The organism is Klebsiella sp. JN_Kp121 (genome assembly GCF_040062145.1).
In the GTDB taxonomy this organism is placed as follows: domain Bacteria; phylum Pseudomonadota; class Gammaproteobacteria; order Enterobacterales; family Enterobacteriaceae; genus Klebsiella; species Klebsiella aerogenes.
The window spans coordinates 16,777-42,457 of the sequence record NZ_JBEAHX010000033.1 but is presented as its reverse complement, the minus strand read 5'-3'; the positions used below and the strand labels follow the sequence as shown (position 1 = coordinate 42,457).

The window sequence follows — 25,681 nt, the reverse complement described above, 5'->3', positions numbered from 1 at the left end:
GTTAATCTCCCCGCATCATGCATGCTATAGTGCCTCTTTTCGCTGATACGAGGTTCACGATGACTACGCCTGATGCTGTTGTTGTACTCTGTACCGCGCCGGATGAAGCGACCGCCCAGGATCTGGCGGCCAAAGTGCTCGGGGAAAAACTCGCCGCCTGCGCCACCATCCTGCCGGGAGCGACGTCGCTCTACTACTGGGAAGGAAAGCTTGAGCAGGAGTATGAAGTCCAGATGCTGCTCAAAACCAACCTGGCCCATCAGCAGGCGTTACTGGACTGTCTGAAGTCCCATCACCCGTATCAAACCCCCGAACTACTGGTCCTGCCGGTTACTCACGGAGACAACGATTACCTCTCATGGCTCAACGCATCATTACGCTGATCCTGCTACTGTGCAGCGCATCCGCCAGCGCCGGGTTGTTTGACGCCCCCGGGCGCTCAAACTTCGTGCCTGCCGATCGGGCTTTCGCCTTTGACTTTCAGCAGAATCAACACGACCTCAACCTGAGCTGGCACATCAAGGATGGCTACTACCTCTACCGTAAGCAGATTACGCTGACGACAAAGGACGCGGCGATCGTCGACCCTTCTCTACCGCCTGGCGAATGGCATGAAGACGAGTTTTATGGCAAAAGCGAAATTTATCGTCAGCGCCTGATGTTGCCGATTACCCTCACGCAAGCCGGCAAAGCAGCCACGCTGACCGTCACCTATCAGGGCTGTGCCGACGCCGGGTTCTGCTATCCGCCGGAGACCAAAGTCGTGCCGCTCAGCGCGGTGCTCGCCGATTCCGACAAGGCGCAAGCGGCCAAACCATCAGCGCCCGCCACGCTCCCGGCCAGCGGCAGCCAAACCGGCGCGGAACCCGCGTCGCTGCCATTTTCGGCGCTATGGGCGCTGCTGATTGGTATCGGCATCGCCTTTACGCCTTGTGTTTTACCGATGTATCCGCTGATTTCCGGGATTGTCCTCGGCGGTAAACAGCGCTTATCGACGGCGCGCGCCCTGCTGCTGGCATTTATTTATGTTCAGGGGATGGCGGTAACCTATACCGCGCTGGGGTTGATCGTGGCCGCCGCCGGCCTGCAATTCCAGGCCGCGCTGCAGCACCCTTACGTATTAATTGGGCTGTCAGTGGTATTTATCGCGCTGGCGCTGTCGATGTTCGGCCTGTTTACGCTACAGCTGCCTTCATCGCTGCAAACCCGACTGACGCTAATGAGCAACAAGCGCCAGGGGGGCTCGCCGGGCGGCGTGTTTGCAATGGGCGCTATCGCCGGGCTTATCTGTTCCCCTTGCACTACGGCCCCGCTTAGCGCCATTCTGTTGTATATCGCCCAAAGCGGTAACCTGTGGCTCGGCGGCGGCACGCTGTATCTGTACGCGCTGGGAATGGGGCTGCCGCTGATCCTGGTGACCGTGTTCGGTAACCGTCTGCTACCGAAGAGCGGGCCGTGGATGGCTCACGTCAAGACCGCGTTTGGCTTCGTGATCCTCGCGCTGCCGGTTTTTTTACTGGAGCGCGTTATTGGCGAAGCCTGGGGTTTACGCCTGTGGTCGCTGCTTGGCGTCGCCTTCTTTAGCTGGGCGTTTATTACCTCGCTTGGCGCGAGCAAACCGTGGCTACGGATGGTGCAAATCGTCATGCTGGGCGCTGCGCTGGTTTGCGCGCGTCCGCTACAGGATTGGGCCTTTGGCGCGCCGGCTGTCCAGCAGCAGGCGCATCTGGAATTTACCCGCGTCAGCACCGTTGATGAACTCAACCAGGCGCTGGCGCAAGCCAAAGGGAAACCGGTCATGCTCGATCTGTATGCCGACTGGTGCGTGGCCTGTAAAGAGTTCGAAAAATATACCTTTAGCGCTCCTGAAGTGCGACAGGCCCTAAAAGAGACCGTTCTGCTGCAAGTGGATGTCACCAAGAACAGCGCGCAAGACGCGGCCCTGCTGAAGCATTTACAGGTGCTCGGCTTGCCGACGATTCTGTTCTTCAACGCGCAGGGAGAAGAACAGCCCGCGCAGCGCGTCACCGGGTTTATGGATGCCGCGGCATTCAGCGCCCATTTGCGCGATTGGCAACCGTGAACGACACTTGAGGAGGATAAATGGAGGAGACTACCGTGCAACGTGAAGATGTCCTGGGTGAAGCCATACAAATTCTCGAAATCGAGGGTATCGCCAACACCACGCTGGAAATGGTCGCCGACCGCGTCGCATATCCGCTTGATGACCTCAAGCGTTTTTGGCCTGACCGCGAAGCGTTGCTCTATGACGCCCTGCGTTATTTAAGCCAGCAGGTAGACGCCTGGCGTCGCCAGCTATTGCTGGATGAGACGCTGAGCGCAGAACAAAAGCTGCTGGCGCGCTATAGCGCACTGACCAAATGCGTCAGCAACCACCGTTATCCCGGCTGCCTGTTTATCGCCGCCTGTACCTTTTACCCGGATGCCCAGCACCCAATTCACCAGTTAGCGGAACAGCAGAAGCAGGCTTCGCTGGCCTACACGCACGAGCTGCTCACTCAGCTTGAGGTGGATGATCCGGAAATGGTCGCCAAGCAGATGGAATTAATCGTCGAAGGCTGCCTGAGCCGCATGCTGATCAAACGTAGCCAGGCCGACGTCGATACCGCCCATCGTCTGGCGGAAGATATCCTGCGCTTTGCCCGCTGCCGGATGGGCGGCGCGCTCACGTAATTCGGATTTCCCAAGCCCTGCAAGGCGCATATAATTCCCTGACACTTTCTGTGGCAGGGATTTCTATGCGTCCACTTCTCTGGGCCGCCGTACTGGGGCTCTGTTCGACCTCGCTGATGGCCGCCCCTCCTCGCGGTTTCTCTTTTGCCTACAAAGACTGGGAAGTCGCCTGCGATAATACCGGCACCTGCCGGGCAGCGGGCTATGGCGCGACAATGGGCGAAGTCAGCGTTCTGCTGACCCGTAGCGCCGGCCCCGGGCGGCAGGCAACCGCGCAGGTCACGTTTGCGCAGACCGACCACGATATTCCACCTGATGCCAGCGTAAATCTGTTTATCAACGATAACGATCGCGGAGCGCTTGAGGCTATCGACGACAGCCATTTTCATTTTGACAGTACACAAACCAGCGCGCTTATTACCGCCCTGGAGCAAAACGCTAAAATCGAGCTGGCGCTCAATGGCCAGCGCAAACGGCTGTCTAACGCGGGCAGCAGCGCGGTGTTCCTCAAGATCGATGAATTCCAGCAGCGGATCGGTACCGCCGATGCGCTGTTACGTAAAGGCGGCGGTGACGGCAGCACCGTCCTGCGCGCCATTCCCGCACCGGAGATCCTGAGCGCGTCGTTTATTCACAACGCCCAGCCCGTTGCGCTCAATGCGAAACAACAGCAGAAATGGCTGTCGCAATTGGAAAGCACGCTCAACCGCCAGTGTGATGACTGGCAAAACGCCGATATTCCGGCCAACGAACGGCAGATCACCGTCGCCCCGCTGGATAAAAATCACTCGCTGCTGCAGACTCTATGCTGGCGCGCCGCCTATAACGACGGCTACGCGATATGGGTTGTCGATAACACACAGGCCGCCAGGCCACAGCTGATAACCACTGATGCCTCCAGCTATAACGATGGCGTAATGACCTTCTTCAACAAAGGACGCGGCGTCGCCGACTGCGTTAACGGGGAAGAACGTGTGTGGGATGGCAAAACCTTTGTGCAAAGCCTCAAGTACAGTACCGGCATGTGCCGGGAAATCACCCCTGGCGGAACCTGGCAGCTTCCCACCTTTGTTAGCAAAGTTATCCCCCGCCAGCAACGAGAGGCCGACATACTCGCGCTGAAGACGTTGCACGATGCGGTACTAAAAGAGCAAAAACGCAACCCGGAACTCGCATTAGAGAACATTGCGGAACAGTTTCCCCTCAGCGGACACATCAGCCACTTTACCCTCACCTATGCCGACGACGCGCCGGTCTCGACGACCAAGCCAGCGGCGGATATCAGCGACGATGAGTGGCAGGCGTTTTTACATTCCGATATCAGCGCCGATTCGGAAAACGGCAAAGTCAGCTTCACGCTTATCGACCTCGACGGCGACGGCAAACGCGACCTCATCATCGATAGCTACGTCGGCGGCACCGGCCTGTTCAGCTATACCGGCGTGCTGAAACGCGGCGATAACACCTTTGAATCGGTGAACAATGCCGACAGCAATGACGACGATAACTTCGATGCCGGCGTGCCCGGCGCCCTTTACTCTATTAACGATCGCGGAGCGAACCAGTGGGGCCGCTGGATCAGAATCAACGGCCAGGTTTACGCCCTGTGGTTTAACGGCGTGTTTGGGGAAGATAATCTCTATCTGCTGCGTCCGTTCAACCAGAGCGACCTGACGCCGGCCATCACCATCCGCTACCGTTATAACCTCAATATCATTAGCGCTGCGGAAAACGAGCAGACCCCCACCCCCGCCTTAAACGATAAAGATAGAGCTGGCTTATTGAAGTCATTGGACGTCATGCAAGGTAGCCTGCTAAAGGATAAATCTTCTGACGATAGCGATGAGCCGATTTGCCCGATCCCGCCTGGCACTGCGAAAGACGATGCGGACAGCTACTATGGCGGCGCTGCAGGACACTATACTGTCGAAACGGTGGCGTGGATCCCGGTGTGGCTCAACGATAAATGCTTTATCGGCACGATTTTCAGCCATCATGGCGCTTATCGCCATGGAGTGGATGCGATCTTAACCATCAGTTCGCCGCGGGATGATGAAGAGCTCGTTGGCGATTACGATATCTCCGGAAAACGCCATGCCATCACCATCACCAGCGGCTGGAAAGTTCGCGAAGGCGATAACGGAGTGATGTGATTTTAAGCAAAACGCGCCTTTTGGCACAGAATTGCCGCAAAGATAAGCAATCAAACAATAAATAGAGAAATTTCATTGACGCAGTGGGCGGATTACGGTTTAATGCGCCCCGTTGCCCGGATAGCTCAGTCGGTAGAGCAGGGGATTGAAAATCCCCGTGTCCTTGGTTCGATTCCGAGTCCGGGCACCACTTATTCAGAGAACCCAGCCTATGGCTGGGTTTTTGCTTTTCTGCGGCCGGACTCTCCATCGAACTGCGTTCGATTATTCGCCGCAACGCGGCTCACCCCTTCGGGGCCAGCGCGACAAGCGCGCTGTTCAACGCCTGCGGCGTTAGTCCGAGTCCGGGCACCACTATTTAAAGAACCCGCCCAAAAGGCGGGTTTTTGCTTTTCTACAGCCTACCGCGAACCGTAGGCCTGATAAGCGCAGCGCCATCAGGCATTCAATGCCCATCGTTTTTACCTTTAACTTCAGCCATCGGTTATTCATCACTAACGCAGGCCTTCAGTTCGGATGTGACATACTGCATTGAGTCACATAAAAACGTTAAGATGAATCTTCGTTTCAGCCGCCCCTCTTTATAAGCCCCTAACGCAAAATAATAGTGCCAATTTATCTTCAACCCACTCTAATCAGAACGTATTTGAGAAAAATAAGAGCAATAGTAGCTTATCCGGTAATGAAAATTCATGCTAATGACTGTTATGATTGTGTCGAATATTTAATCACAACAGGAAGTCTGTGATATGCAAGAGAATAACGGAATAAGAATGGCTCTTTCTCCCGTACAACTAGCCGCCGTTCTGGCCGATAAATCCGTCAGTGAGGGGGAAACACTTAGTAATCGCCTCTGGGGTGGTCTAGGATTGGCCAACGGTCTGGTTGAAATGTTTGGTGCCGGAGTCATGTGCATAGCCCCCGAACCAACAATGATCACTAAAATCGGGTGTGTCATCGTGGGAACCCACAGCCTGGATACGATACAGGCTTCCTTTCGTCAGGTATGGACCGGTAGGCAGGTCAGTACCGATACATACAATTCTGTAGTATCTCTGGCCGAAAGTCTGGGTTCCGATCACCAAACTGCCGTGAACGTTGGAATGACTCTGGATCTTGCGATTCCTATGGGATTTGCGCTGACAATGGGTGCTATCCGCGTTGCTTCTATACGTGGAGGACGGATAAAACTGGCTGAACATGAATCTTTGAGGAGTCGCTCATCAGGTGGCCATACTCTCCAAAATCATGTTGGCAAAACGCCAGAAGGGCTGAGAATGAGACTAGATACTACTCCCCGATTAAAGTCTGTCAGTAGTTTCAAAAGTACCAGTGAAGCTGAGCGCTTAGTATCAGCCGTTATTCAGGACAATAAAACTCAGATAGAGATGTGGGTAAGACATCTACCACCTGGGATGAATGCAAAAATGCAGTTGGATCGCATATTTGCGAACCAGACGGGAATATTATTATTCAAAGGTGCGAAAGAAGTAACTACTTGCTACAAAGTCCGGGTGGTCATCGAGTTTGCGCACTGGCATGGAAAACCCTATTTTGTATTGACAGCCTTTCCTCTACCCTGAACACGGTTTGTACATGACAAAAATGAACCTGAATGAACTTAACAGCTTTATCACGGTTTACTTCGGGCAGGATTATGACCTTATCGATGATAGTGATGAGATCGACCCCAAAATTGACGCATTTATCGCCGATAGTCATCTCGCCATGAAGCATGGTCTTATCGCAGACATTGACCTTCTGCTGAAGGAAGCAGATAACCCGGAAGAGGAATTCAGGATGCGCTATGGTTCAGACTTTGATCCTCACCTGTGGGAAACAGATGCCCTTAGCTTCCTGAAACGGGTAAGAGATAGAATTAGTCATTCCCTGAATGAGGCGGAGCCGACAGGCCGTCAGTAACCCGCGGCTTCCTTACCACACTATCGGTTTGATCTGATTCAGCAAGATGTCGCTGAAAACGCTAGCGCCGCGTCGTTTTCTTTTTAGCGGGAAGGCGGAACACTTCACCATTCGGCTTAGCAATTCCCATACGGTACTGCGTCTCTCTGGCAGCCTTGTGGATGTCAGCAAACTCTTCTTTACGCGCCGGCGGCAGCTTCGCTTTTTTCAGGCATTTATTGCGGTGCATCCTAATCCATTCACGGTCGTTATCATCGACGCACGTCTGCATCACATCCACCCAGCGCGAAGCGGCCCGACGGTACAATCCACGGGCTTCCAGAGACTCGGCGATACTGTCCTTGATCATTCGATAATTTCTCTCACATATGCTAGCTAATTTGCGTATATAAATATAACCACGCCATCCGAAGAAATAATGAAAGAAAACCCCGATAATTTTATCCACGATAAATCTATGCCAGCTCAATATTGAGGGCATTTATAATATTAATTGCTGTGTGCATTAAAACTGCCGAAGCAGTAAGTACTTCCAAAGAGCATTTTTATCATATACCGCGGATTATCATCTGAGTTATTCCTGAACTACGGTTATACCTATCAATGATTGATTAAATTAACATAATACCGTTGTTGAGTAGCTTGTCGTAGATACCTTACTCTGTATTCATTTCCCTTTTTATCGCTTCTGTGCGGGACACTCCAGCAGTCTATTTTTAAAGATAAACAAACAGGCCTCATTAAAGTTGGCCAGCCCCAGACGTTCATAAAGCTCAATGCGTTTACGATACAGGCTTTTCACTGAAGTATTAAGCACCCCAGCAATTTGATCCATGGTCATTCCGGCCCTGAGCAAAGTCAACGTCATATGTTCCTGTGGTTTCAGACTGAAATTCTTGAGCCATTCTCGGGTCAGCCGCTTACTCTTCACATCAAGAAACAGGCTAAATAAATTAGCCATATCCGTCGGCGTCAAAGACATGTTGAGAAACCACTTCAGGCTCAGCAAATGCTCTTCCCGATGGCGCATATCAAGCATAATACAGCAGATACGTTTACCCGCTTCCGCTGCGCCAGGAATAAGATAATCATAAAAACAAAGCGGCGCCCGACTATCCACCAGCACCGAAAACTCCTCGGCATCACTCTCAAAAAGCTTATACTCAATCGAATGTAACTGGATGATATCTGGAAAGAAAATCCTTACCCCTTCAAAGAGATAGTGATCCTGAGTAACTAAAAACATTGTCGTTGCCACAAATCATCCCTTTAACAATAAAGCAACAAAACCCCTCCAGGGAGAATATGCACAGCGCCTGGTGGCGTGCTGACTATGGCGAGCAAAATAAAGCATGTGTTTGTCGTTTTAGTAAACCTCCAACCTCTCCATCTATAGTGAACGCTCCACTCCACGACTCTTACGTCATTTCCTAATTATCTGCCCTTCGGCTAATTATAAATAAAAAACTCGCACAAAAAAGAAGCTTTTCTACTATTGAGATTTTTTGTCAAAAATCGTCTTAAATATCTACAATAACAGCCTAACATTATGCGTGGAAAAGCGAACCAAAAACATTAAAACAGAATTTCGGACAGACCTTAACTTTTTCCAATTCAGTTAGTTATGCGTAACATCAGACAATTAATTATTCTATAAAAAGACAATTTCCAGATTTATCTTAAAACCACAGGTCTATTATTTGACATATTTTCAGGCAAACATATCAGGTGTACATTAATCGCTACCCCGTTATCGCGAGGAGATATTTTATTACCTTAAATAAGTAATCGCAGTCGCGTACCGTCAGGTAAAAACTCATTACCCATCCTTTTGCATTCAGCTAAAAGGCCGACGTGTTGTGCAATGGATTCTTGATGGACATATGGTAAATAGTTATGGGAAGATCAACGCGTTTCAATAAGTTATTCTTTTATCGCCGCACGACATTCTCGTTTTCAATTAGTTTATTGTTGTTAACGCCTATTCTGGCTCAGGGGGCTGAGTCGATATATGATCAGCATGTGCTACAGGCGCGTGAAGGTAATTACTCCCCTTTTCTCGATTATCTTCAGCAGTATCAACAACAACATGCCTTGACGCCCGAGCAAGTCGCCGACTGGCTACAAGTTGCCTCCTGGGCTGGACGTGATGAGGAAGTTATCCAGGTTTGGCAGCGCTATCAGGTTTATATGGCGCTACCGGCACGTGGTACGGCAGCAGCGGCGCAGGCTTACCGTAATCAAAAACGGTGGTCTTCGGCGCTGGCGCTTTGGGATCAAGCGCTCAGCCAACAGCCGATGAACGACGATTATCTTATTGGCCGGATTAAAACGCTTGCCGATGCGCGTCATGACGGGCAGGCGCTAAGTGAAGCCCGGCGCTTAGCCGCCACCACACCCAGCACCGCTCACCTGCAGACGCTCTCCTACGTCTATTTACGTCAGGGAAAAAGCTGGGACCAGCTGCTCACCGATATGCGCGCGCAGGAGCTTGCGCCGCAAAACAGAGAAACGCTCAATAGCTTGCTTGAGAGCCTGAGCAGCAATCGCATCAGTACTCCCGCGCTGCAATGGTCAACCAAAACCACCTTAACGCCTGCGCAGCAGCGAAAGCTGGAAATGGACGCGGCGGCGGAGTGGGTACGGCTGGCGGACACCCCTGCCCGCGGTGAACAGGAGCGCTTTCGCCTGGCGCAAGCGGCGCTCAACCGCTACGACGCGCTGTTCGCCCGTTGGCGTCAGGATCCGCAGGCCGCAGAGGATCTTGCCCGCGCGCGTATTGACCGCCTCGGTGCGCTATACACCCGCGGCGATTACCCCCAGGTCATCAAAGAATATCAGTCGCTGACCGCCGCTCAGCAGCCCGTTCCTGACTGGGCCATCGGCTGGGTCATCTCCTCTTACCTTGCGCAACAGAACGTCGAGGCCGCGCTGGCGATCGCCCGCCAACATCCCCTTTATCGCCCCGATCCGCAAGATGATCGGCATGAGTTATTTTACGCGCTGCTGGACAGCGGCCAGTATCAGGCCGCCCGCGACTATCTCGCCACAGTGACCAACGGTGTCCCCTACACCCGCCGCCTCTACGGCTCGCCGACGCCGCAGCCAAACGATCCGTGGCTGAACGCCCAATCGCTGAAGGTACAGTATCTACTGAATACTAATGCGCTGCCGGAAGCCGAACAGCTCTCCGGCCGACTGGCCGCCACCGCGCCCGGTAATCAGGGGCTGCGCATTGACTACGCGGCGATACTGCAGGCGCGCGGTCTACCCCGCGCCGCCGAACGGGAACTGAAAGCGGCGGAAGCGTTGGAGCCGTCGAATATCCCCCTCGAACGCCAGCAGGCCTACGTAGCGATGGATCTTCAGGAGTGGCGGCAGATGGAGCTATTAACCGATGACTTGCTGGCGCGCAGCCCTGAAGACCTGAGCACGCAAAAATTAGTCCGCGCTCGCGAGGTGCACCATATGTCGGAATTGCGTCTCAACAGTACTCAGGGGATCCACTCGGATAACCCGGTCAGCGGTAGCCACGATTTTAGCTGGGATGCGGCGATTTACGGCCCGCCAATCGCTGATAACTGGCGGCTTTTCGCCGGTAATCGCTTCGCCAAAGGAAATTTTGATGAAGGAAAAGGCTCCAGCCGCCAGCTCTTTGGCGGTATCGAATGGCGCCCGCGTGATGCCTGGGCTGAACTGGAAATCTCCAACAACAATTTCGCCGGCGACAACAAACCCGGCGCCCGGCTGTCCGCCTGGCAAAGTTTCAACGACCGATGGCAGATTGGCGGCGAGGTCGAACGTCTGTCACGGCAGACGCCGCTGCGCGCGCTGCGCAATGGTATCAGCGCCAACCGCGGCGAGGGCTGGATTCGCTGGTATCAAAACGAACGACGCGAATATCGCTTCAGCGCCGCCGCCAGCCGCTTCTCCGACCATAACCGTCGTCAGGAATACACTTTTTCCGGCAAAGAGCGGCTCTGGCAATCGCCAACCATCACGCTCGATCTGGAACCTGGGCTCTCCGCCAGCGCCAACAGCCGGGCGGATACCCTCTACTACAACCCGAAACGCGACTTCTCCGCCACCTCGGCGCTGGTCGCCGATCACGTCATGTATCAGCACTACGATACCGTCTGGAGCCAGCAGCTTGCGGCAGGCGGCGGCGCCTACTGGCAAAAAGCGTATTCAGCCGGCGCTATCGCCATGTTCGGCTACGGCCAGCGTATTCGCTGGAACAACGTGATCGACACCGGCGTGATGCTGAACTGGGACAAGCGCCCTTACGACGGCAAACGCGAAAGCAATCTCTCCATTGCCCTTGATGCGAATTTACGGTTTTAAGGATAAACATGGTCAACAAAAGTATCCGCATCAGCCTGATGGTTATCGGCTGGCTCCTGATGACCTGCGCGCTTCGCGCAGAGACGATTCCTTTTCTGCCGCCGGAGGCGCGGCCGCAGCCGGAGGCGAATAAGCCCTGGCCGCAGAATAAGTTTCTGGTACTGGCCTATCACGATGTAGAAGACGATGCCGCCGATCAGCGTTATCTGGCGGTGCGTACCAGCGCGCTCAACGATCAAATCGGCTGGCTGCTGCACAATGGCTATAAAGCTGTCAGTGTACAAAATATTCTCGACGCTAACGCGGGGTTAATCACCCTGCCGCCGAAGGCATTTCTGCTGAGTTTCGATGATGGCTACAGCAGTTTTTACACCCGGGTCTGGCCGCTGTTAAAAGCCTGGAATGTACCGGCTCTGTGGGCGCCGGTAGGCAGCTGGGTCGATACGCCGGGACAGAAAAAAGTCGATTTCGGCGGTCTGATGACTCCGCGCGAGCGTTTCGCCACCTGGGAGATGGTGCGCGAGCTCGCGCAATCGCCGCTGGTTGAAATCGGTGCGCATACCTGGGCTTCACACTACGGTATTCAGGCCAATCCGCAGGGCAGCCGCGAACCGGCGGTTGCCAACCGCTTTTATGATAAAGCCAGCGGACGCTACGAAAGCGACCAGCAGTTTCACCAACGCATCGATACCGACGTGCGCAAAGTGAGCGACAAAATCGCCGACGTCACCGGCAAAGCGCCGCGCGCCTGGGTATGGCCCTACGGCGCCGCCAACGGCACATCGCTGGCTATCGCCAAAAATCGCGGCTATCAACTGGCGTTTACCCTCGGCGATGGTCTGGGCGACGTGCGCGATCTGGATAATATTCCCCGTCTGCTTATCTCCGGTAATCCGTCGATCAAGGCTTTCGCCAGCCAGGTGACGCAAATCCAGGAGCGTGAACCGGTTCGGGTGATGCACGTCGATCTTGATTATGTCTACGATAAAGACCCGTCTCAGCAGCGCAAAAATATCGATAAGCTGATCCAGCGCGTCTACGACATGAAAATCACTCACGTTTTCCTACAGGCCTTTTCCGATCCGCTCGGCGACGGCACGGTGAAAGCGCTCTACTTCCCCAACCGCCGCCTGCCGATGCGCGCCGATCTGTTTAATTTCGTCGCCTGGCAATTGCAGACGCGCGGCGGCGTCAAAGTGTATGCGTGGATGCCGGTGCTGGCGTTCGATCTGGACGGTTCGCTACCGCGCGTACAGCGCTGGGATGCACAGAGCAACACGCTGCGCCAGGCCACTCGCCCCTATGTACGTCTGTCGCCATGGAATAGCCAGGTGCGCGATGAGATCCGCGATATTTATCAGGACCTTGCCCGCTACGCGACCTTTGACGGCGTGCTGTTCCACGACGACGCGGTGCTGACGGATTACGAAGATGCCGGCGCCGGGGCGATGGCCGCCTGGCGGGCGGCGGGCCATCGGGAGGATATCGCGCAGATCCGCCAAAACCCCGCCGCGCTGCACGCCTGGACGCGGTTTAAAAGTCAGGCGCTTATCGACTTCACCCGCATGCTCAGCCAGAGCGTGAAAGCGATTCGCGGCCCGCAGGTGAGAACCGCGCGCAATATCTTCGCCCTGCCGATCCTGCAGCCGGAAAGCGAGGCCTGGTTCGCGCAGAATCTGGATGATTTTCTGGCGGCCTACGACTGGACGGTGCCGATGGCGATGCCGCTGATGGAATCCGTTCCGGTCGCGGAAAGCGATGCGTGGCTGGCTCGCCTGGTGCGCGCCGTCAGCGCCAGGCCAGGCGCACTGAATAAAACCATTTTTGAGCTGCAGGCTAAAGACTGGAATCTCCCGCAGCAGAACGCCATCCCTGACCAACAGCTGGTCGACTGGATGCGGACATTACAGCTCAACGGCGTCAACAATTACGGCTACTACCCCGACGATTTCCTTAATAATCAGCCTGATATCTCGAAAATCAGGCCCCTGTTTTCATCGTACTGGTATCCCAACAATGACTGATCGCATTATCGCATTTTCGATTTTATGCCTGGTTTTCGGGCTGCCTCTGGGCGTGGCCGCCGTTTTCACCGGCGAGTTGATACTGGATTTCGTCTTTTTTTGGCCGCTGTTTATGTCGGTGCTGTGGATAACCGGCGGGCTCTACTTTTGGTTTCAACTGGAGCGCCACTGGCCGTGGGGTAAAGAGACCCCGCCGCCGGAGCTGGCAGGTAATCCGTTGATCTCCATTTTGATTCCCTGCTTTAACGAGGAGAAAAATGCCCGCGAGACCATCGAAGCCGCGCTGGCGCAGCGCTATCGCAACATTGAGGTGATCGCCATCAACGACGGCTCCTCCGACGATACCGCCAGGGTGCTGAATCAACTGGCGGAAGAGTACGCTCTGCTGCGGGTGATTCATCTGGCCGAAAATCAGGGGAAAGCGGTAGCGCTGAAAGCCGGCGCCGCCGCCGCGCGCGGGGACTTGCTGGTGTGCATCGACGGCGATGCCCTGCTCGATCGCGATACCGCCGCCTACCTTGTGGCGCCGCTGATTCAGTATCCCCACGTCGGCGCGGTGACCGGCAACCCGCGTATTCGTACCCGATCGACGCTGATTGGCCGCATTCAGGTGGGCGAGTTCTCTTCGATAATCGGACTGATTAAGCGTACCCAGCGTATTTACGGCCGGGTGTTTACCGTCTCCGGGGTGATTGCCGCTTTTCGTCGCCAGGCGCTGGCGGACGTCGGCTACTGGAGCCCGGATATGATCACCGAAGATATCGATATCAGCTGGAAGCTGCAGCTACGCCATTGGGCGATTTTCTTCGAGCCGCGGGCGCTGTGCTGGATCCTGATGCCGGAGACGCTGAAGGGGCTGTGGAAACAGCGGTTACGCTGGGCGCAGGGCGGCGCCGAGGTTTTCCTGGTCAATCTGCGCCGCCTGTTTCGCTGGGAGCATCACCGGATGTGGCCGCTGTTCCTCGAATATGCCCTCTCCACGCTGTGGGCCTTCGCCTATGCGGTCACCATTTTTCTGTTCATCGCCAGCCATTTTGCCCCGCTGCCGGAAAACCTGACCGTCCGCAGCCTTTTTCCGCCGGAATTTACCGGGCTACTGCTGGGGGTGATGTGTCTGCTGCAGTTTATCGCCAGCCTGTACATCGAACGGCGCTATGAACGCGGCGTCGCCGGCTCGCTGTTCTGGGTGATCTGGTTTCCGATGGTGTACTGGATGATCGGCCTGTTAACCACCATCGTCGCCTTCCCCAAAGTCATGTTGAAACGTAAACGCGCCAGGGCTCGCTGGGTCAGCCCCGATAGAGGTAAAGGAAGAATGTCATGAACGAACAAACCCTGATATTAACCGAGCATCGTATGCTGCCGCGGATCTTTGACGGCGTGTTAACCGCTATCGCGTGGGCCGGCTTCGCCTTTTTTCTGTATGCCAACCTGCTGATGCAGTTTACCGAGCGCGGTAACGACAGCTGGGACGCGATTATGGCGTCGTTTAATACCGTGCTGGTCTATTTACTGGTGGCGGCAATTAACGGCTGGCTGCTGATTTTGTGGTATCAGTACAATCTACGCCGTTATAACGCCCGGCGGCACGGCAGCATGGCCTCGCTGCGCCATGAAGAGCTGGCAGAGAGCTTTAATATCGCTCCGCAAATCATTTCCGAGATGAGCCAATATAATCTGCTGACGGTATACCACGACCAGATTGGCAGAATCATTGATTTAAAAATCAATCAGAACGAGGAAGACGAACGCTAACGGGACCACCAAAAAGGCCGCATCACGTGCGGCCTTTCCTCTTTCAGCCCGGTGAGATTACTGACCGCCGGCTTTCTTAATCGCCGCATCCAGCGAGGCTTTGTCAGCCAGTCCCGGGAAGACGGTAATGGTCGCTTCGGTCGCGCCGGTAGTCGGCATAACAATCACGCCAGGCGTACCGCTTAAGCCAATCTCCTGCGCCAGCTGGTTAATGTTGTCCAGCGCCGGTTCGACGTCCGCCGCTTTTTTGGCGTCAAAGTTCACCTTTTTCGCCTGCTGCTGAATATCCGCCGCCGTCAGTTTACCTTCGTTATGCCCGGTGGCGTAAACGCCGTTGTGGTAAGTCAGGTAGGCCTCGGCCCCTTTCTGCTGATATATCTGCAGACCGGTTTTCGCCGCGTCCAGCGAGGTTGCCCAGCGGCTGCCGAAAATCGGCCACTCTTTGAAAGCAAAGCGGGTTTGCGGATGGTCTTTAATTACCTGCTCCATAACCGGCGCGAGGCGGCTACAGTAGATGCATTGATAATCGAAGAACTCGATAACGGTAACTTTACCGTTAGCCGGGCCGTAGGTTGGCGTGGCCTTATCCTGCGTCAGCTTGTCGGCATTCTTGATTACCGCCTGGGTAGCGGCGCTGGCCTGCTGTTCCGCCTGAATTTGCTGCAGCTTTTGGCTGGCCTGCAATAGCACTTCCGGATGAGCGACCAGGTAGTCAGCGGCGATTTTGCCAATACGCGCTTCCTGCTCCGCGGTGAACGTCGCGGCCGGCGCGTCAGCGGCGCTGGCCAGCGCCGGCAGCAGGGAAGCGCCCGCCAGGGCGAGAATAAGTAGATTCTTGATGCCAGACATATTGAAAAGTCCTTACGAAAAAGTAGACGGCAGGTGAGCCTAATCGGACAAAATATCATCCTTTGGCGGCGAATCATTGTCAGTCTATGCATTGATTCGTAACTTTATTTGTCAGACGTCACGCTTCCCCCTACGGCTTGAAGGGTGGTCAGGGGCGAAGAACGGGAGTACCCTGCGCCCATCTTTTTTGATCGACATTATTTGCAATACGAGCCAGGCATGAACGAAATATTAAGTCAGTGGGACTTCGCCGTCATTTTGCTACAAATCATCGCCATCGATTTGTTATTAGGCGGCGATAACGCGGTGGTCATCGCCATGGCCTGCCGCAAGCTGCCGGCGCATCTGCGCACCAAAGCCATTGTTATCGGTACTCTCGGCGCGATTATCGCCAGGGTCGCGCTGCTGGCGGTGGCAATCTATTTACTGTCGTTGCCGTGGCTAAAAATCGTCGGCGCGCTACTGCTACTGTGGATTGGCATTAAGCTGGTCGCCAACGAGGAAGAAGAGAGCGATATCAGCAGCTCAAGCAGCCTATGGCGCACCGCCGTCACCATCACCGTCGCCGATGTCATCATGTCGCTGGATAACGTACTGGCCGTGGCCGCCGCCGGTAAAGGCCATCTGTTACTGGTGGCGCTGGGGGTATTAATCAGCATTCCGATTATTGTCGCCGGTAGTAAGCTGGTGTTGGCAATCCTGACCCGCTTTCCCTCGGTCGTATTACTGGGCGGCGCGCTGATTGGCTGGATTGCCGGTTCAATGATGATAACCGACCCGACCTTTGTTCAGCTGTTCCCCCATTCCCCGAATTATCTACATTTTGTTGCCGGGGCCATTGGCGCGGCGTTGGTGCTGCTGGAAGGATGGCGGCGCAACTACCGCTCCGGTACCCCAGAATAATCACTGAACGCCGTCACCCCCGACGGCGTCAAGTTTTCGCCACTTTTCTCCGCCACCCTTTCTCATTTGCCCTACGCTTAATAGAGCCGCCTGATCCAGGGATTCTGTGACCAGATTTTTGAGCATAAATGAGATAAAACCATGGAATTAAAGGATTATTATACCATTCTGGGGGTTAAGCCAACGGACGATCTGAAAACCATCAAGACCGCCTATCGCCGTTTGGCTCGTAAATATCACCCCGACGTCAGCAAAGAACCCGATGCCGAAGCAAAATTCAAAGATCTCGCCGAAGCATGGGAAGTTCTCAAAGACGATCAGCGTCGCGCCGAATATGACCAACTTTGGCAGCACCGCAACGATCCGCAGTTCAACCGCCAGCAGCACGCCCACGAACAAAGCTACAGCCAGCAGGACTTCGACGATATCTTCTCCTCGATGTTCGGCCAGCATGCGCATCACGCCCGCCGCCAGCGCGCCGAGCGCGGCCACGATGTCGAAATCGAAGTGGCGGTGTTCCTCGAAGAAACCCTCGCCGAACAGACTCGTACCATCAGCTACAAGCTGCCGGTCTATAACGTCTTCGGCATGGTTGAGAGTGAAACGCCGAAAACGCTGAATGTGAAAATTCCGGCGGGGGTCAGCGATGGCCAGCGTATTCGCCTGAAAGGTCAGGGGACACCGGGCGAAAACGGCGGCCCGAATGGCGATCTGTGGCTGGTGATTCATATCGCGCCGCATCCGCTGTTCGACATCAACGGTCATAACCTGGAGATCGTACTGCCGCTGGCGCCGTGGGAAGCCGCGCTGGGGGCGAAAGTCACCGTACCGACGTTAAAAGAGAGCATTCTGCTGACAATTCCAGCGGGTAGTCAGGCGGGACAACGGCTGCGTATCAAGGGCAAAGGGTTGGTGAGCAAAACCCACACCGGCGATTTGTTCGCCGTCATCAAAATCGTTATGCCGCCAAAACCAGATGAAAAAGCGCGTGAGCTCTGGCAGCAGCTCGCCGAAAGCGAAGCCAGCTTCGATCCGCGTAAGACATGGGGGAAAGCCTGATGGCTAAAGTAACAGTGACGTTTACCATCACCGAGTTGTGCCTGCGCACCGGGGTGTCGGAAGAGGAGCTGACGGAAATCGTCGGCTTAGGGATGATTGAGCCGCACCAGCCGCAGGCTGAAACCTGGCTGTTTGACGACAGCGCGGTGACGATTGTGCATCGCGCTGTGCGCCTGCGTAACGAGCTGGAGCTGGACTGGCCGGGGATTGCGGTGGCGTTGACGCTGCTGGATGAAAATGCGCGACTCACCCGCGAAAATCGACTACTGCAGCAGCGTCTGGCCCGCTTTTTGACCCACAGCTAAGCGGAATTCCCGGGTCGCGGCGTTCCGCCTTACCCGGGCTACAGGTCGCTCACAGCGCAAACCGTAGCCCGGCTGAGCGTAGCGAAAGCCGGGATAAGCGCTTAATCCGGCAGCGAGCCGGCGAGATTACGCGCGGAGACGCTCTCGCTCACCGGGGCTGGCGGCTCGGGCGCCTTTACCGGCGCGGCCGCTGGCGCGGATGCCGGAGCGGAAGACGCCGGCTGAATCTCAAGAAACGAGGCCAGCATTCTGCGCAGCGTCTCCGGTGGCGTATCTTCCGCCAGCAGCGCCGCCAGCATTGACGGCAGCCGGCTATCAACTTCACCCAACGCTAACCCTGCCAACAGCGCCGTACGCGACATATCCCCGCGATCGCCGCGATGATGGGCCTCAATTTTCGCGTCCGCAAAGCGCTCGCTGGCGCTGATATCCGGGCGCAGGTATATCAGAACCTTTCTGCGATCCAGAGTCATAGACGCTCCTTAACCAATAATTTTCAGACCACGCACGAGGGCGAACTGCGGCTCGTCGGCCACCACAAAGCGATCTTCGCGCAGCCCCATACGTTCGCGAATCGCATCGGCAACCAGCGGCGCGCCGCCGCCAATCACGATGGCGTGCGAATAGCCTTTAAAACTATCAATCGCCGTCAGAACGCGAGTCGTCAGGCGTTCGATGCTATTGGAGATAACCTTTTTCACCTCGGATACCGCATCCGGATCGTTGATGTTATCGGTCAAATACTCTTCGTCGTGGCGGTTGATGATTATCTGATCAACGTTATAACTGGAGGTATCGGTATTCGCCCGCGCCAGCGCCAGCTTAACGGCGTCGGTCACCAGCGACACGCCCAGCTTCGGGTCGCCGTAAATGCGCGAAACCGAGGTCATTTGCCCGGCCACCATCGAAATATCCAGCGTGGTGCCGCCGAGGTCGACAATCAGCACCGAATGCGACGGTTTCAGCTCATCACACAGGCTGATACCCGCCGGAATGGATTCCGGACGCACGGTGACTTTGGTGATATTGAACACCACGCCTTTATTCAGTTTAACTTCGCGAAGCAGGCTCTTTTTCTTACGCTCAATGTTATCAAGACGATATTGCGCATCTTCATCATAAAATTCAGTCAGCGGCAGGGTGACCACAATCTCGACATCCTGCGGTTCCAGACCGCTGGTCAACAGCGCATGGTGGACAGCGATGGAGTTCAACGGGCTGTATTGCCAATCAATATTGTTGGTGGGTAACGCATCGGGGGTGATCAGGTCGAAAGAGTACTTTTCATCATCCACGGTGTAGTTAAATGGCTTCCCGGCGCCGAAGGTGGCAGACCAGCCTCGTTTAAAACTATTGGGGCTGATATGGGTGAAAGTTTCGCCATCTTGTTCCCACAGCATTTTGATATTGGTTGAACCATCATCGATAAAAATGCGCATCGCATTGCTCCATCACTGAGACAAAGAAGAGAAAATGTAAGACCCAAAAAGAGTAGCAAGAGTTAAAAAGCAGCGCAAGAGCACGAAAAAGAGACAATTCCGAGTTTTATTTGAGAAACAATGGAGATTTCGATTAACCCATTGAGTTCAAATAGAGAATTTATAGAGACAAAACAGAGAACTAAAAATTTTCATTTCTGTCTATTTTAAACGCTATTTTTGTGCAAAAAGAGAGCACCCCTCCCCTCTTTCGCCAGCGGTTTGCGCACGCTTTTTACACCTGATTGGGTACCACAATCGGCCGTTCCGGCTCGACGACATTTTCCGGTACCCGACGATATTTATCCAGCAGGTGAATCTGAATACGTCGCAACATATCGCCATTCAGCTTGTAATAACGGAAATAGAGAAACAGCGTCAGGGCAAAAAAGAGCGTCGGCAGCGCAATCATTATCGCCTGCATCCCCAGCAGCGTGTGGGACGACTGCACAACATTCGGCACGTAGCCAATAATACCCAGCACGATGGCGATAAACCAGGCCGCAAACGCCGAACCAGCTTTGACCACCAGCGTCTGCACCGAGTAGGCGATACTTTCGCAGCGGATATTCATCGTATATTCGCCGTAGTCGACGGTATCGGCCACCATAATGACCTGCAGCACCCAGAACAGCGCGGTGCCGATATTCAACAGCACCCCGGCCAGCGAAATCAGCGCGATGTTGTAAACGCCGCTCAGCGCCATCAGCAACAGCACGCCACAGCCCAGCACCGGCATGATCGATGCCCCCGCCCACAGAATGCGCCGCGACAGCCCTTTTACCAGCCGTGGGAACAAGATCAGCGTCAGTAAATTCGCCGCCCCGGCGTAGGACATGTAATACGGGAACATCTCCGCGCTGCCAATGACGTAGGTAAAGTAATAAATCGCGAAGCCGGCAATGATATTCGCCGCCGTGTTATAGGCCAGCGCCATGCCCAACAGGCAGGCCAGCTGATCGTTTTTATAGATGAGCGCCACCATCTGACGCAGTGAAAGATGGCTGGAATCCTCGCTCACGCCGCTATCCGACGAATAAACCTCATGGACGTTGCGCAAGGTAACGAGGGTGGAAATTACGAAAAAGGCAATCAGCACCAGGGTAAACATCTGGAAACCGAAGCCGCGATCGGCGCCGCCGACGGCGCTGACAAACGGCAGTGTGACCCCGGCCGTCACAAACCCGGCAAGGCTGGCGAAAAAGCGCGGGTAAGGCACCAGCTGTTCACGTTCGCGTTTATCAAGGGTAATGGTCGGCACCAGCGACCAGAACGGCACATCCATGATGGTATAGGTGAAGCCCCACAGCAGGTAGGTCAGCCACACCCACGCCAGTAGCGCTCCGCCGCTGAAGTGATGGGCGCTGAACAGCATATACAACACCACCGAGTTGGTGATAGTTCCGATCAGGATCCACGGCTTGAATTTCCCCCATCGCGATCGCGTGCAGTTGACGATCCAGCCCATGATCGGATCGGCTATCGCATCAAGGATCCTCGCCACCAGAAACAAGGTGCCAACCACCCCAACCGATAGGCCAACAATATCGGTGTAGTAATACATCAGATACATGTAAACGATACCGATAGCGAAATCTTTACCAAAAGCACCAAATCCGTAGCTGAGCTTTGTTGTCATTGAAATACTCATAGGGTATAGGTCGCTGTCGCCAGCGCCTCCTTCAGCGTTTGATAGAGCATGGCAGGCGCCGCCGGGCCAGATCCCCCCGGCGGCATGAGAAGATTAGCGGTGCAGCCAGTCCGGCAGCCAGTCGCCGTGGCTGGCGATCAGATCGTCCACCAGCGCGTAGATCTCTTCGATCCCCAGCACCGCAGCGGTGTGCGGATCCATCATCGTGGCGTAATAAACGTAATCCCGGTCTTCGTTGAGGATCGCCTGCGTCAGCAGCGTCTGCACGTTGATGTTGGTCTGCATCAGCGCCGCCAGATGCGCCGGCAGCGCGCCCACTTTCGTCGGCTGGATGCCGTTGGCGTCCACCAGGCAGGCAACTTCCACGCAGCAGCCCTGAGGCAGGTTGTCGATAAGATTATCGTTGCGCACGTTGCCGTACACCACGCTTGGCTCGCCGGTCCAGATAGCGTTCATGATGGTGCTGGCATACTCGCGCGAAGGTTTAACCTCGATCCGCTCGCCGCTCTTATAGCTCTCCAGCTCTTTATGCCAGTTGGCCAGCTGCTCGACGCAGCGTTTGGGGTACTCATCCAGCGGTACTTTATAGCGGGCGATAAGATCGTCGCGTCCCGGCTTGATAAACCATGGCGTGTATTCGGCGAAATGCTCCGACGATTCGGTGACAAAGTAGCCCAGCTTTTTGAACATCTCATAGCGGACGATGTTTTCGCAGCGCGGATTGCCGTGCAGGTTCGGTTTCGGCGCCCGCCCTTCGGCGTAGGCCTGCAGCAAATCGGGATAGATACTGACGTAGCTGCCGTCCGCGAGCTTTTTCTCCAGCGACAGATAGAACGCCATATGGTTAATACCCGCGCAGCGGTAGCGTAAATCCGCCGGGTCGAGGTTAAGGTCGCGCGCCAGCTCTTCCGCTGTGCCTTGCACCGAGTGACACAGACCCACCTGCTTGATATGCGGGTAGCGGGCGTACATCGCCCAGGTGTTCATCGCCATCGGATTAACGTAGTTAAGCATGGTGGCGTTTGGGCAAACCTCGGTCATGTCGTCGCAGATAGCCCACAGGTGCGGGATAGTGCGCAGCGCGCGCATAATGCCTCCCGGCCCCAGCGTATCGGCAATGGTCTGCTCAAGGCCGTGACGTTTACAGACTTCGAAATCGGTGACAGTACAGGGTTCATAGCCGCCAATCTGGAAGGCGACGACGACAAAATCGGCGTCGCGCAAGGCGGTTTTACGATCGCGATGGCAGCTAATTTCGCCATTCGCACCGACGGAATCCATCAGCTTTCGCACCACGGTATGCGACTCTTCCAGCCGGGTTTCGTCGATATCCATCAGCGCGATATGCGCCGATTTCAACGCCGGGCGCTGGAAAACATCACCGAGAATATTTTTAACAAACACCGTCGAACCGGCGCCGATAAAGGTAATTTTTGGGGCGGACATCGCGCTCTCTCCATCAGGTCATTGAACACTTTCAGAGTGGCATGCCGCTCGCCGTTGCGCTGCCCCGTTCCCACCGGAGCATTCCCGGAAACTCAGATCGGCCATTGAACGCCACAAAATCTGAGTTTTTGGGAATAGATCGGCTTAAAAGGAGAGAAAACGGGCCGATGATTCCGCTAAGCTGTAATCAGTTCAGGCTAAAAACGCAGCCACTCTGACGATCCAGGAATCCGCCCATGATGGAACACCGCTTCACTTCCCTGCCCCCCGACCCGCACATGTGCAGCAGCGATGAAAAGCAGAGCCGCAGCCCGCTGGCGCTCTATTCCGAGTATCAGCGCATGGATATCGAACTGCGCCCCCCGCACGCCATGGCCACCAGCCACTGGCACGGCCAGGTAGAGGTCAACGTGCCGTTCGACGGCGACGTGGAGTATTTGATTAACAATGAAGTGGTGCGCATTGAGAAAGGCTATATCACCCTGTTTTGGGCCTGTACGCCGCATCAGTTGACCCGCCCCGGCGACTGCCAGCAGATGGCGATATTCAACCTGCCGATGCATCTGTTTCTGTCGTGGCCGCTGGATCGCGAACTGATAAACCACGTCACCCACGGGATGGTGATTAAATCTCTCGCCGCCCAGCAGCTAAGCGCTTTTGAAGTGCGCCGTTGGCAGCAGGAGTTGAATCACGAGAATGAACAGATTCGCCAGTTGGCGATCGATGAAATCGCCCTGATGCTCAAGCGGCTGAGCCTCGCCGGCTGGCAGCCGATTCTGGTCAATAAGACCTCGCGCACGCACAAGAACAGCGTCTCGCGCCACGCGCAGTTTTATGTCAGCCAGATGCTGGAATTTATCGCCGCCCATTATGACCAGGCGCTGACCGTCGATGCCGTCGCCGAGCACGTTAAACTCAATCCGAACTACGCGATGGGCGTTTTTCAGCGGGTAATGCAGCAGACCATGAAGCAGTACATTACCGCCATGCGCATCAATCACGTACGCGCGCTGCTGAGCGATACCGATAAGACCATTCTTGATATCGCCCTCACCGCCGGGTTCCGCTCCAGCAGCCGCTTCTACAGTACCTTCACCCGCTATGTCGGCATGCCGCCGCAGCAGTACCGTAAATTGAGCCAGCAGCGCCGCCACAGCCTCGCGCCGCCGCAGCCATAAAAAATGCCGCCGTGGTCTCCCACGGCGGCATTTTTCACAGCTTAAAACGGTTAGTCGTTGATACGTGGATGCTGCTGTACCAGACGGGCGCGTTTTTCCTGCAGGTCGGCGATTTCCTGATCGATATCTTCGATTTTATGTTCGATGTTATCGTAGTGCTCGCCCAGAATTTCTTTCGCTTCCTGGATATCGGACGCCGCCGGTGTCGCCCCTTTCAGCGGACGGTTAGCGGTCTCTTTCATCGACAGGCCGGTAATCAGGCCAATCACCGCAATCACCATCAGATAGTAAGCCGGCATCATCAGGTTCTGGGTGGTTTCCACCAGCCATGCCGCCAGCGTCGGCGTCAGACCGGCGATCAGCACCGAGATGTTAAAGGCGCTGGCCAGGGCGCTGAAGCGGATGTGGGTCGGGAACATCGCCGGCAGCGATGAGGCCATCACGCCGATAAAGCAGTTCAGCACCACCGCCAGCAGCAGCAGACCGGCGAAAATCAGGCCAATCACGTTACTGTTAATCATGATAAAGGCCGGGATAGACAACGCGAACAGCGCGACGCTACCCACCAGGATAAACGGACGGCGGCCAAAACGGTCGCTCAGCATGCCGATAACCGGCTGGACAAACAACATGCCGACCATGATTGCGATAATAATCAGTACGCCGTGATCTTCCGAGTAGTGCAGGTTGTGCGACAGGTAGCTCGGCATATAGGTCAACAGCATGTAGTAGGTCACGTTAGTGGAAATCACCAGGCCAATACAGGTCAGCAGGCTGCGCCAGTGTTTGGTGGCAATCTCTTTAAAGGAGACTTTCGGACCTTCCTGCAGGCCTTCGCGATCGCCCTGTTCAAGGGTATCCACGTGCTGCTGGAACGCCGGGGTCTCTTCTAACGCGTGACGCAGGTACAGGCCGATAATCCCCAGCGGCAGCGCCAGGAAGAACGGAATACGCCAGCCCCAGTCGAGGAAGTTCTCTTCGCCCACGACGCTGGAAATCAGTACCACCACGCCTGCGCCCATCACGAAGCCGGCAATCGAACCGAAGTCCAGCCAACTGCCCATAAACCCGCGTTTACGGTCAGGCGAGTATTCGGCCACGAAGATCGACGCCCCGGTATATTCGCCGCCTACCGAGAAGCCCTGCGCCATTTTACACAACAGCAGCAGAATCGGCGCCCAGATACCAATGGTGGCATACGACGGAATAAGGCCGATACAGAATGTACTTATCGACATGATAACGATGGTGATCGCTAAGATTTTTTGTCGACCGTATTTATCGCCGAGCATCCCGAAGAACAGGCCGCCGAGCGGACGAATCAAGAAAGGAACCGAGAAAGTACCGAGCGCGGCAATCATCTGCACGCTGGGATCGGCATCGGGGAAGAAGACTTTACCGAGGGCATAAGCCACAAAACCATACACACCGAAATCGAACCACTCCATCGCATTACCGAGCGAGGCCGCGGTGATGGCTTTTCGCAGCTTGCTATCATCGATGATAGTGACATCCCTAAGCGTAATCGGCTTTATTTTTTTCCTTTTAAGCATACTTTTCCTCTGTGCTATCGCCTTGAGCGCACGACTCCTCGCCAAATGACGAGGTCATTCGCGACGTACGTTGGGAGCGGCGAAGTGCTGTGCTCCACATTTCAAGCGTAGCAGGTTTGCCTGCACTGTCTTTCTGACAGAGTGTACAACCGAACCTGTTGACGCCTGCTCTGGCCTTAAATTAATAATTCACTTACCAAATAAGCAGTGACGAATTTACTTACGTCCCTTTTTACCCTACCAGCGTTTAAATTTGGGATCAACTTCACGAAAAATTCGCCCAGCTTAATTACAGAGCCAAATAAAATGAATAAGTTCAATCTCTGTTTCGCCGCCGATGTTTATTTCTGGACTTTATTAACGTCC

General features: G+C 55.0%; 22 protein-coding genes and 1 tRNA gene. 15 read left to right on the top strand and 8 right to left on the bottom strand.

All coding sequences use genetic code 11. The features are described 5' to 3' along the window. The first annotated feature begins 59 nt into the window (after positions 1-59). From cutA to ABLU86_RS21605, 7 genes are all read left to right on the top strand, one after another. The gene (gene cutA, locus ABLU86_RS21635; RefSeq protein ID WP_015368670.1) at positions 60-383 is read left to right on the top strand and encodes a divalent cation tolerance protein CutA; all 324 of its coding nucleotides are present in this window, start codon (positions 60-62) and stop codon (positions 381-383) included. After that, the gene (locus ABLU86_RS21630) at positions 359-2,083 is read left to right on the top strand and encodes a protein-disulfide reductase DsbD (RefSeq protein WP_045413465.1); all 1,725 of its coding nucleotides are present in this window, start codon (positions 359-361) and stop codon (positions 2,081-2,083) included. The genes cutA and ABLU86_RS21630 overlap by 25 nt, the downstream gene beginning before the upstream one ends. 35 nt (positions 2,084-2,118) lie before the next feature. Then, positions 2,119-2,694: a transcriptional regulator gene (locus tag ABLU86_RS21625; RefSeq protein ID WP_015704143.1), complete on the top strand. Its 576-nt coding sequence runs from the start codon at positions 2,119-2,121 to the stop codon at positions 2,692-2,694. A 65-nt stretch (positions 2,695-2,759) separates the two neighbouring features. Further along, positions 2,760-4,847, top strand: a complete 2,088-nt coding sequence (locus tag ABLU86_RS21620) for a DUF1176 domain-containing protein (protein WP_348796327.1) — start codon at positions 2,760-2,762, stop codon at positions 4,845-4,847. 114 nt (positions 4,848-4,961) lie between these two features. After that, positions 4,962-5,037: transfer RNA gene (locus ABLU86_RS21615), tRNA-Phe, on the top strand. 559 nt (positions 5,038-5,596) lie between these two features. Then, a complete protein-coding gene (locus ABLU86_RS21610) occupies positions 5,597-6,430 on the top strand; it encodes an RNase A-like domain-containing protein (protein ID WP_049034670.1) in 834 nt (277 codons plus the stop codon). A gap of 13 nt (positions 6,431-6,443) precedes the next feature. Further along, positions 6,444-6,770 (top strand): contact-dependent growth inhibition system immunity protein, encoded by a 327-nt coding sequence (locus tag ABLU86_RS21605; RefSeq protein ID WP_042894325.1) that lies wholly within the window; start codon positions 6,444-6,446, stop codon positions 6,768-6,770. A 61-nt stretch (positions 6,771-6,831) separates the two neighbouring features. Here the strand turns inward: ABLU86_RS21605 and ABLU86_RS21600 are convergent, their stop codons facing one another. Together ABLU86_RS21600 and ABLU86_RS21595 are read right to left on the bottom strand one after the other, a co-directional pair. Next, positions 6,832-7,119 carry a PerC family transcriptional regulator gene (locus ABLU86_RS21600; protein ID WP_015704092.1) on the bottom strand — a complete coding sequence of 96 codons (288 nt, stop codon included), beginning with the start codon at positions 7,117-7,119 and terminating at the stop codon, positions 6,832-6,834. 330 nt (positions 7,120-7,449) lie between these two features. Next, complete coding sequence (locus tag ABLU86_RS21595; RefSeq protein ID WP_348796332.1) at positions 7,450-8,016, bottom strand: LuxR family transcriptional regulator; 567 nt, start codon at positions 8,014-8,016, stop codon at positions 7,450-7,452. Between the two features lie 650 nt (positions 8,017-8,666). On the opposite strand from ABLU86_RS21595, the gene pgaA reads away from it, so the two are divergent. From pgaA to pgaD, 4 genes are read left to right on the top strand one after another with little or no spacing between them, the layout of a single operon-like run. Further along, on the top strand, positions 8,667-11,114 hold the full coding sequence (pgaA, locus tag ABLU86_RS21590) for a poly-beta-1,6 N-acetyl-D-glucosamine export porin PgaA (RefSeq protein ID WP_348796326.1): 2,448 nt from the start codon (positions 8,667-8,669) through the stop codon (positions 11,112-11,114). 8 nt (positions 11,115-11,122) lie between these two features. Next, positions 11,123-13,138, top strand: a complete 2,016-nt coding sequence (gene pgaB / locus ABLU86_RS21585) for a poly-beta-1,6-N-acetyl-D-glucosamine N-deacetylase PgaB (protein WP_348796325.1) — start codon at positions 11,123-11,125, stop codon at positions 13,136-13,138. After that, positions 13,131-14,462 carry a poly-beta-1,6-N-acetyl-D-glucosamine synthase gene (pgaC, locus tag ABLU86_RS21580; RefSeq protein WP_015368679.1) on the top strand — a complete coding sequence of 444 codons (1,332 nt, stop codon included), beginning with the start codon at positions 13,131-13,133 and terminating at the stop codon, positions 14,460-14,462. Before pgaB ends, pgaC begins: the two co-directional genes overlap by 8 nt. Beyond that, a complete protein-coding gene (gene pgaD, locus ABLU86_RS21575) occupies positions 14,459-14,893 on the top strand; it encodes a poly-beta-1,6-N-acetyl-D-glucosamine biosynthesis protein PgaD (RefSeq protein ID WP_015704090.1) in 435 nt (144 codons plus the stop codon). Before pgaC ends, pgaD begins: the two co-directional genes overlap by 4 nt. Positions 14,894-14,950: 57 nt before the next feature. Here the strand turns inward: pgaD and ABLU86_RS21570 are convergent, their stop codons facing one another. Beyond that, positions 14,951-15,742, bottom strand: a complete 792-nt coding sequence (locus ABLU86_RS21570) for a DsbA family protein (RefSeq protein WP_059476360.1) — start codon at positions 15,740-15,742, stop codon at positions 14,951-14,953. 219 nt (positions 15,743-15,961) lie between these two features. Here ABLU86_RS21570 and ABLU86_RS21565 point away from each other — a divergent pair, with 219 nt between their 5' ends. The 3 genes from ABLU86_RS21565 (at position 15,962) to cbpM (ending at position 18,009) form a co-directional block, all read left to right on the top strand. Beyond that, complete coding sequence (locus ABLU86_RS21565) at positions 15,962-16,645, top strand: TerC family protein (protein WP_015704088.1); 684 nt, start codon at positions 15,962-15,964, stop codon at positions 16,643-16,645. 141 nt (positions 16,646-16,786) lie between these two features. Next, positions 16,787-17,704 (top strand): curved DNA-binding protein, encoded by a 918-nt coding sequence (cbpA, locus tag ABLU86_RS21560; protein ID WP_348796324.1) that lies wholly within the window; start codon positions 16,787-16,789, stop codon positions 17,702-17,704. Next, positions 17,704-18,009, top strand: coding sequence for a chaperone modulator CbpM (cbpM, locus tag ABLU86_RS21555; RefSeq protein WP_015368685.1), 306 nt, complete (start codon positions 17,704-17,706; stop codon positions 18,007-18,009). The genes cbpA and cbpM overlap by 1 nt, the downstream gene beginning before the upstream one ends. 101 nt (positions 18,010-18,110) lie before the next feature. On the opposite strand, the gene ABLU86_RS21550 is transcribed toward cbpM, so the two are convergent. The 4 genes from ABLU86_RS21550 to ABLU86_RS21535 all read right to left on the bottom strand — a co-directional run bounded on the left by ABLU86_RS21550 (position 18,111) and on the right by ABLU86_RS21535 (position 22,584). Beyond that, positions 18,111-18,482 carry a plasmid partitioning/stability family protein gene (locus tag ABLU86_RS21550; RefSeq protein WP_015704087.1) on the bottom strand — a complete coding sequence of 124 codons (372 nt, stop codon included), beginning with the start codon at positions 18,480-18,482 and terminating at the stop codon, positions 18,111-18,113. A 9-nt stretch (positions 18,483-18,491) separates the two neighbouring features. Further along, positions 18,492-19,448: a plasmid stability protein StbA gene (locus tag ABLU86_RS21545; protein ID WP_015368687.1), complete on the bottom strand. Its 957-nt coding sequence runs from the start codon at positions 19,446-19,448 to the stop codon at positions 18,492-18,494. A 274-nt stretch (positions 19,449-19,722) separates the two neighbouring features. Then, positions 19,723-21,138, bottom strand: a complete 1,416-nt coding sequence (gene melB, locus ABLU86_RS21540; RefSeq protein WP_008807237.1) for a melibiose:sodium transporter MelB — start codon at positions 21,136-21,138, stop codon at positions 19,723-19,725. Between the two features lie 93 nt (positions 21,139-21,231). Next, positions 21,232-22,584, bottom strand: coding sequence for an alpha-glucosidase/alpha-galactosidase (locus ABLU86_RS21535; protein WP_126027719.1), 1,353 nt, complete (start codon positions 22,582-22,584; stop codon positions 21,232-21,234). A 239-nt stretch (positions 22,585-22,823) separates the two neighbouring features. On the opposite strand from ABLU86_RS21535, the gene melR reads away from it, so the two are divergent. Beyond that, the gene (gene melR, locus ABLU86_RS21530; protein WP_026612426.1) at positions 22,824-23,762 is read left to right on the top strand and encodes a transcriptional regulator MelR; all 939 of its coding nucleotides are present in this window, start codon (positions 22,824-22,826) and stop codon (positions 23,760-23,762) included. A 50-nt stretch (positions 23,763-23,812) separates the two neighbouring features. On the opposite strand, the gene proP is transcribed toward melR, so the two are convergent. After that, the gene (gene proP, locus ABLU86_RS21525; RefSeq protein ID WP_015704083.1) at positions 23,813-25,315 is read right to left on the bottom strand and encodes a glycine betaine/L-proline transporter ProP; all 1,503 of its coding nucleotides are present in this window, start codon (positions 25,313-25,315) and stop codon (positions 23,813-23,815) included. Positions 25,316-25,681 lie beyond the last annotated feature (366 nt).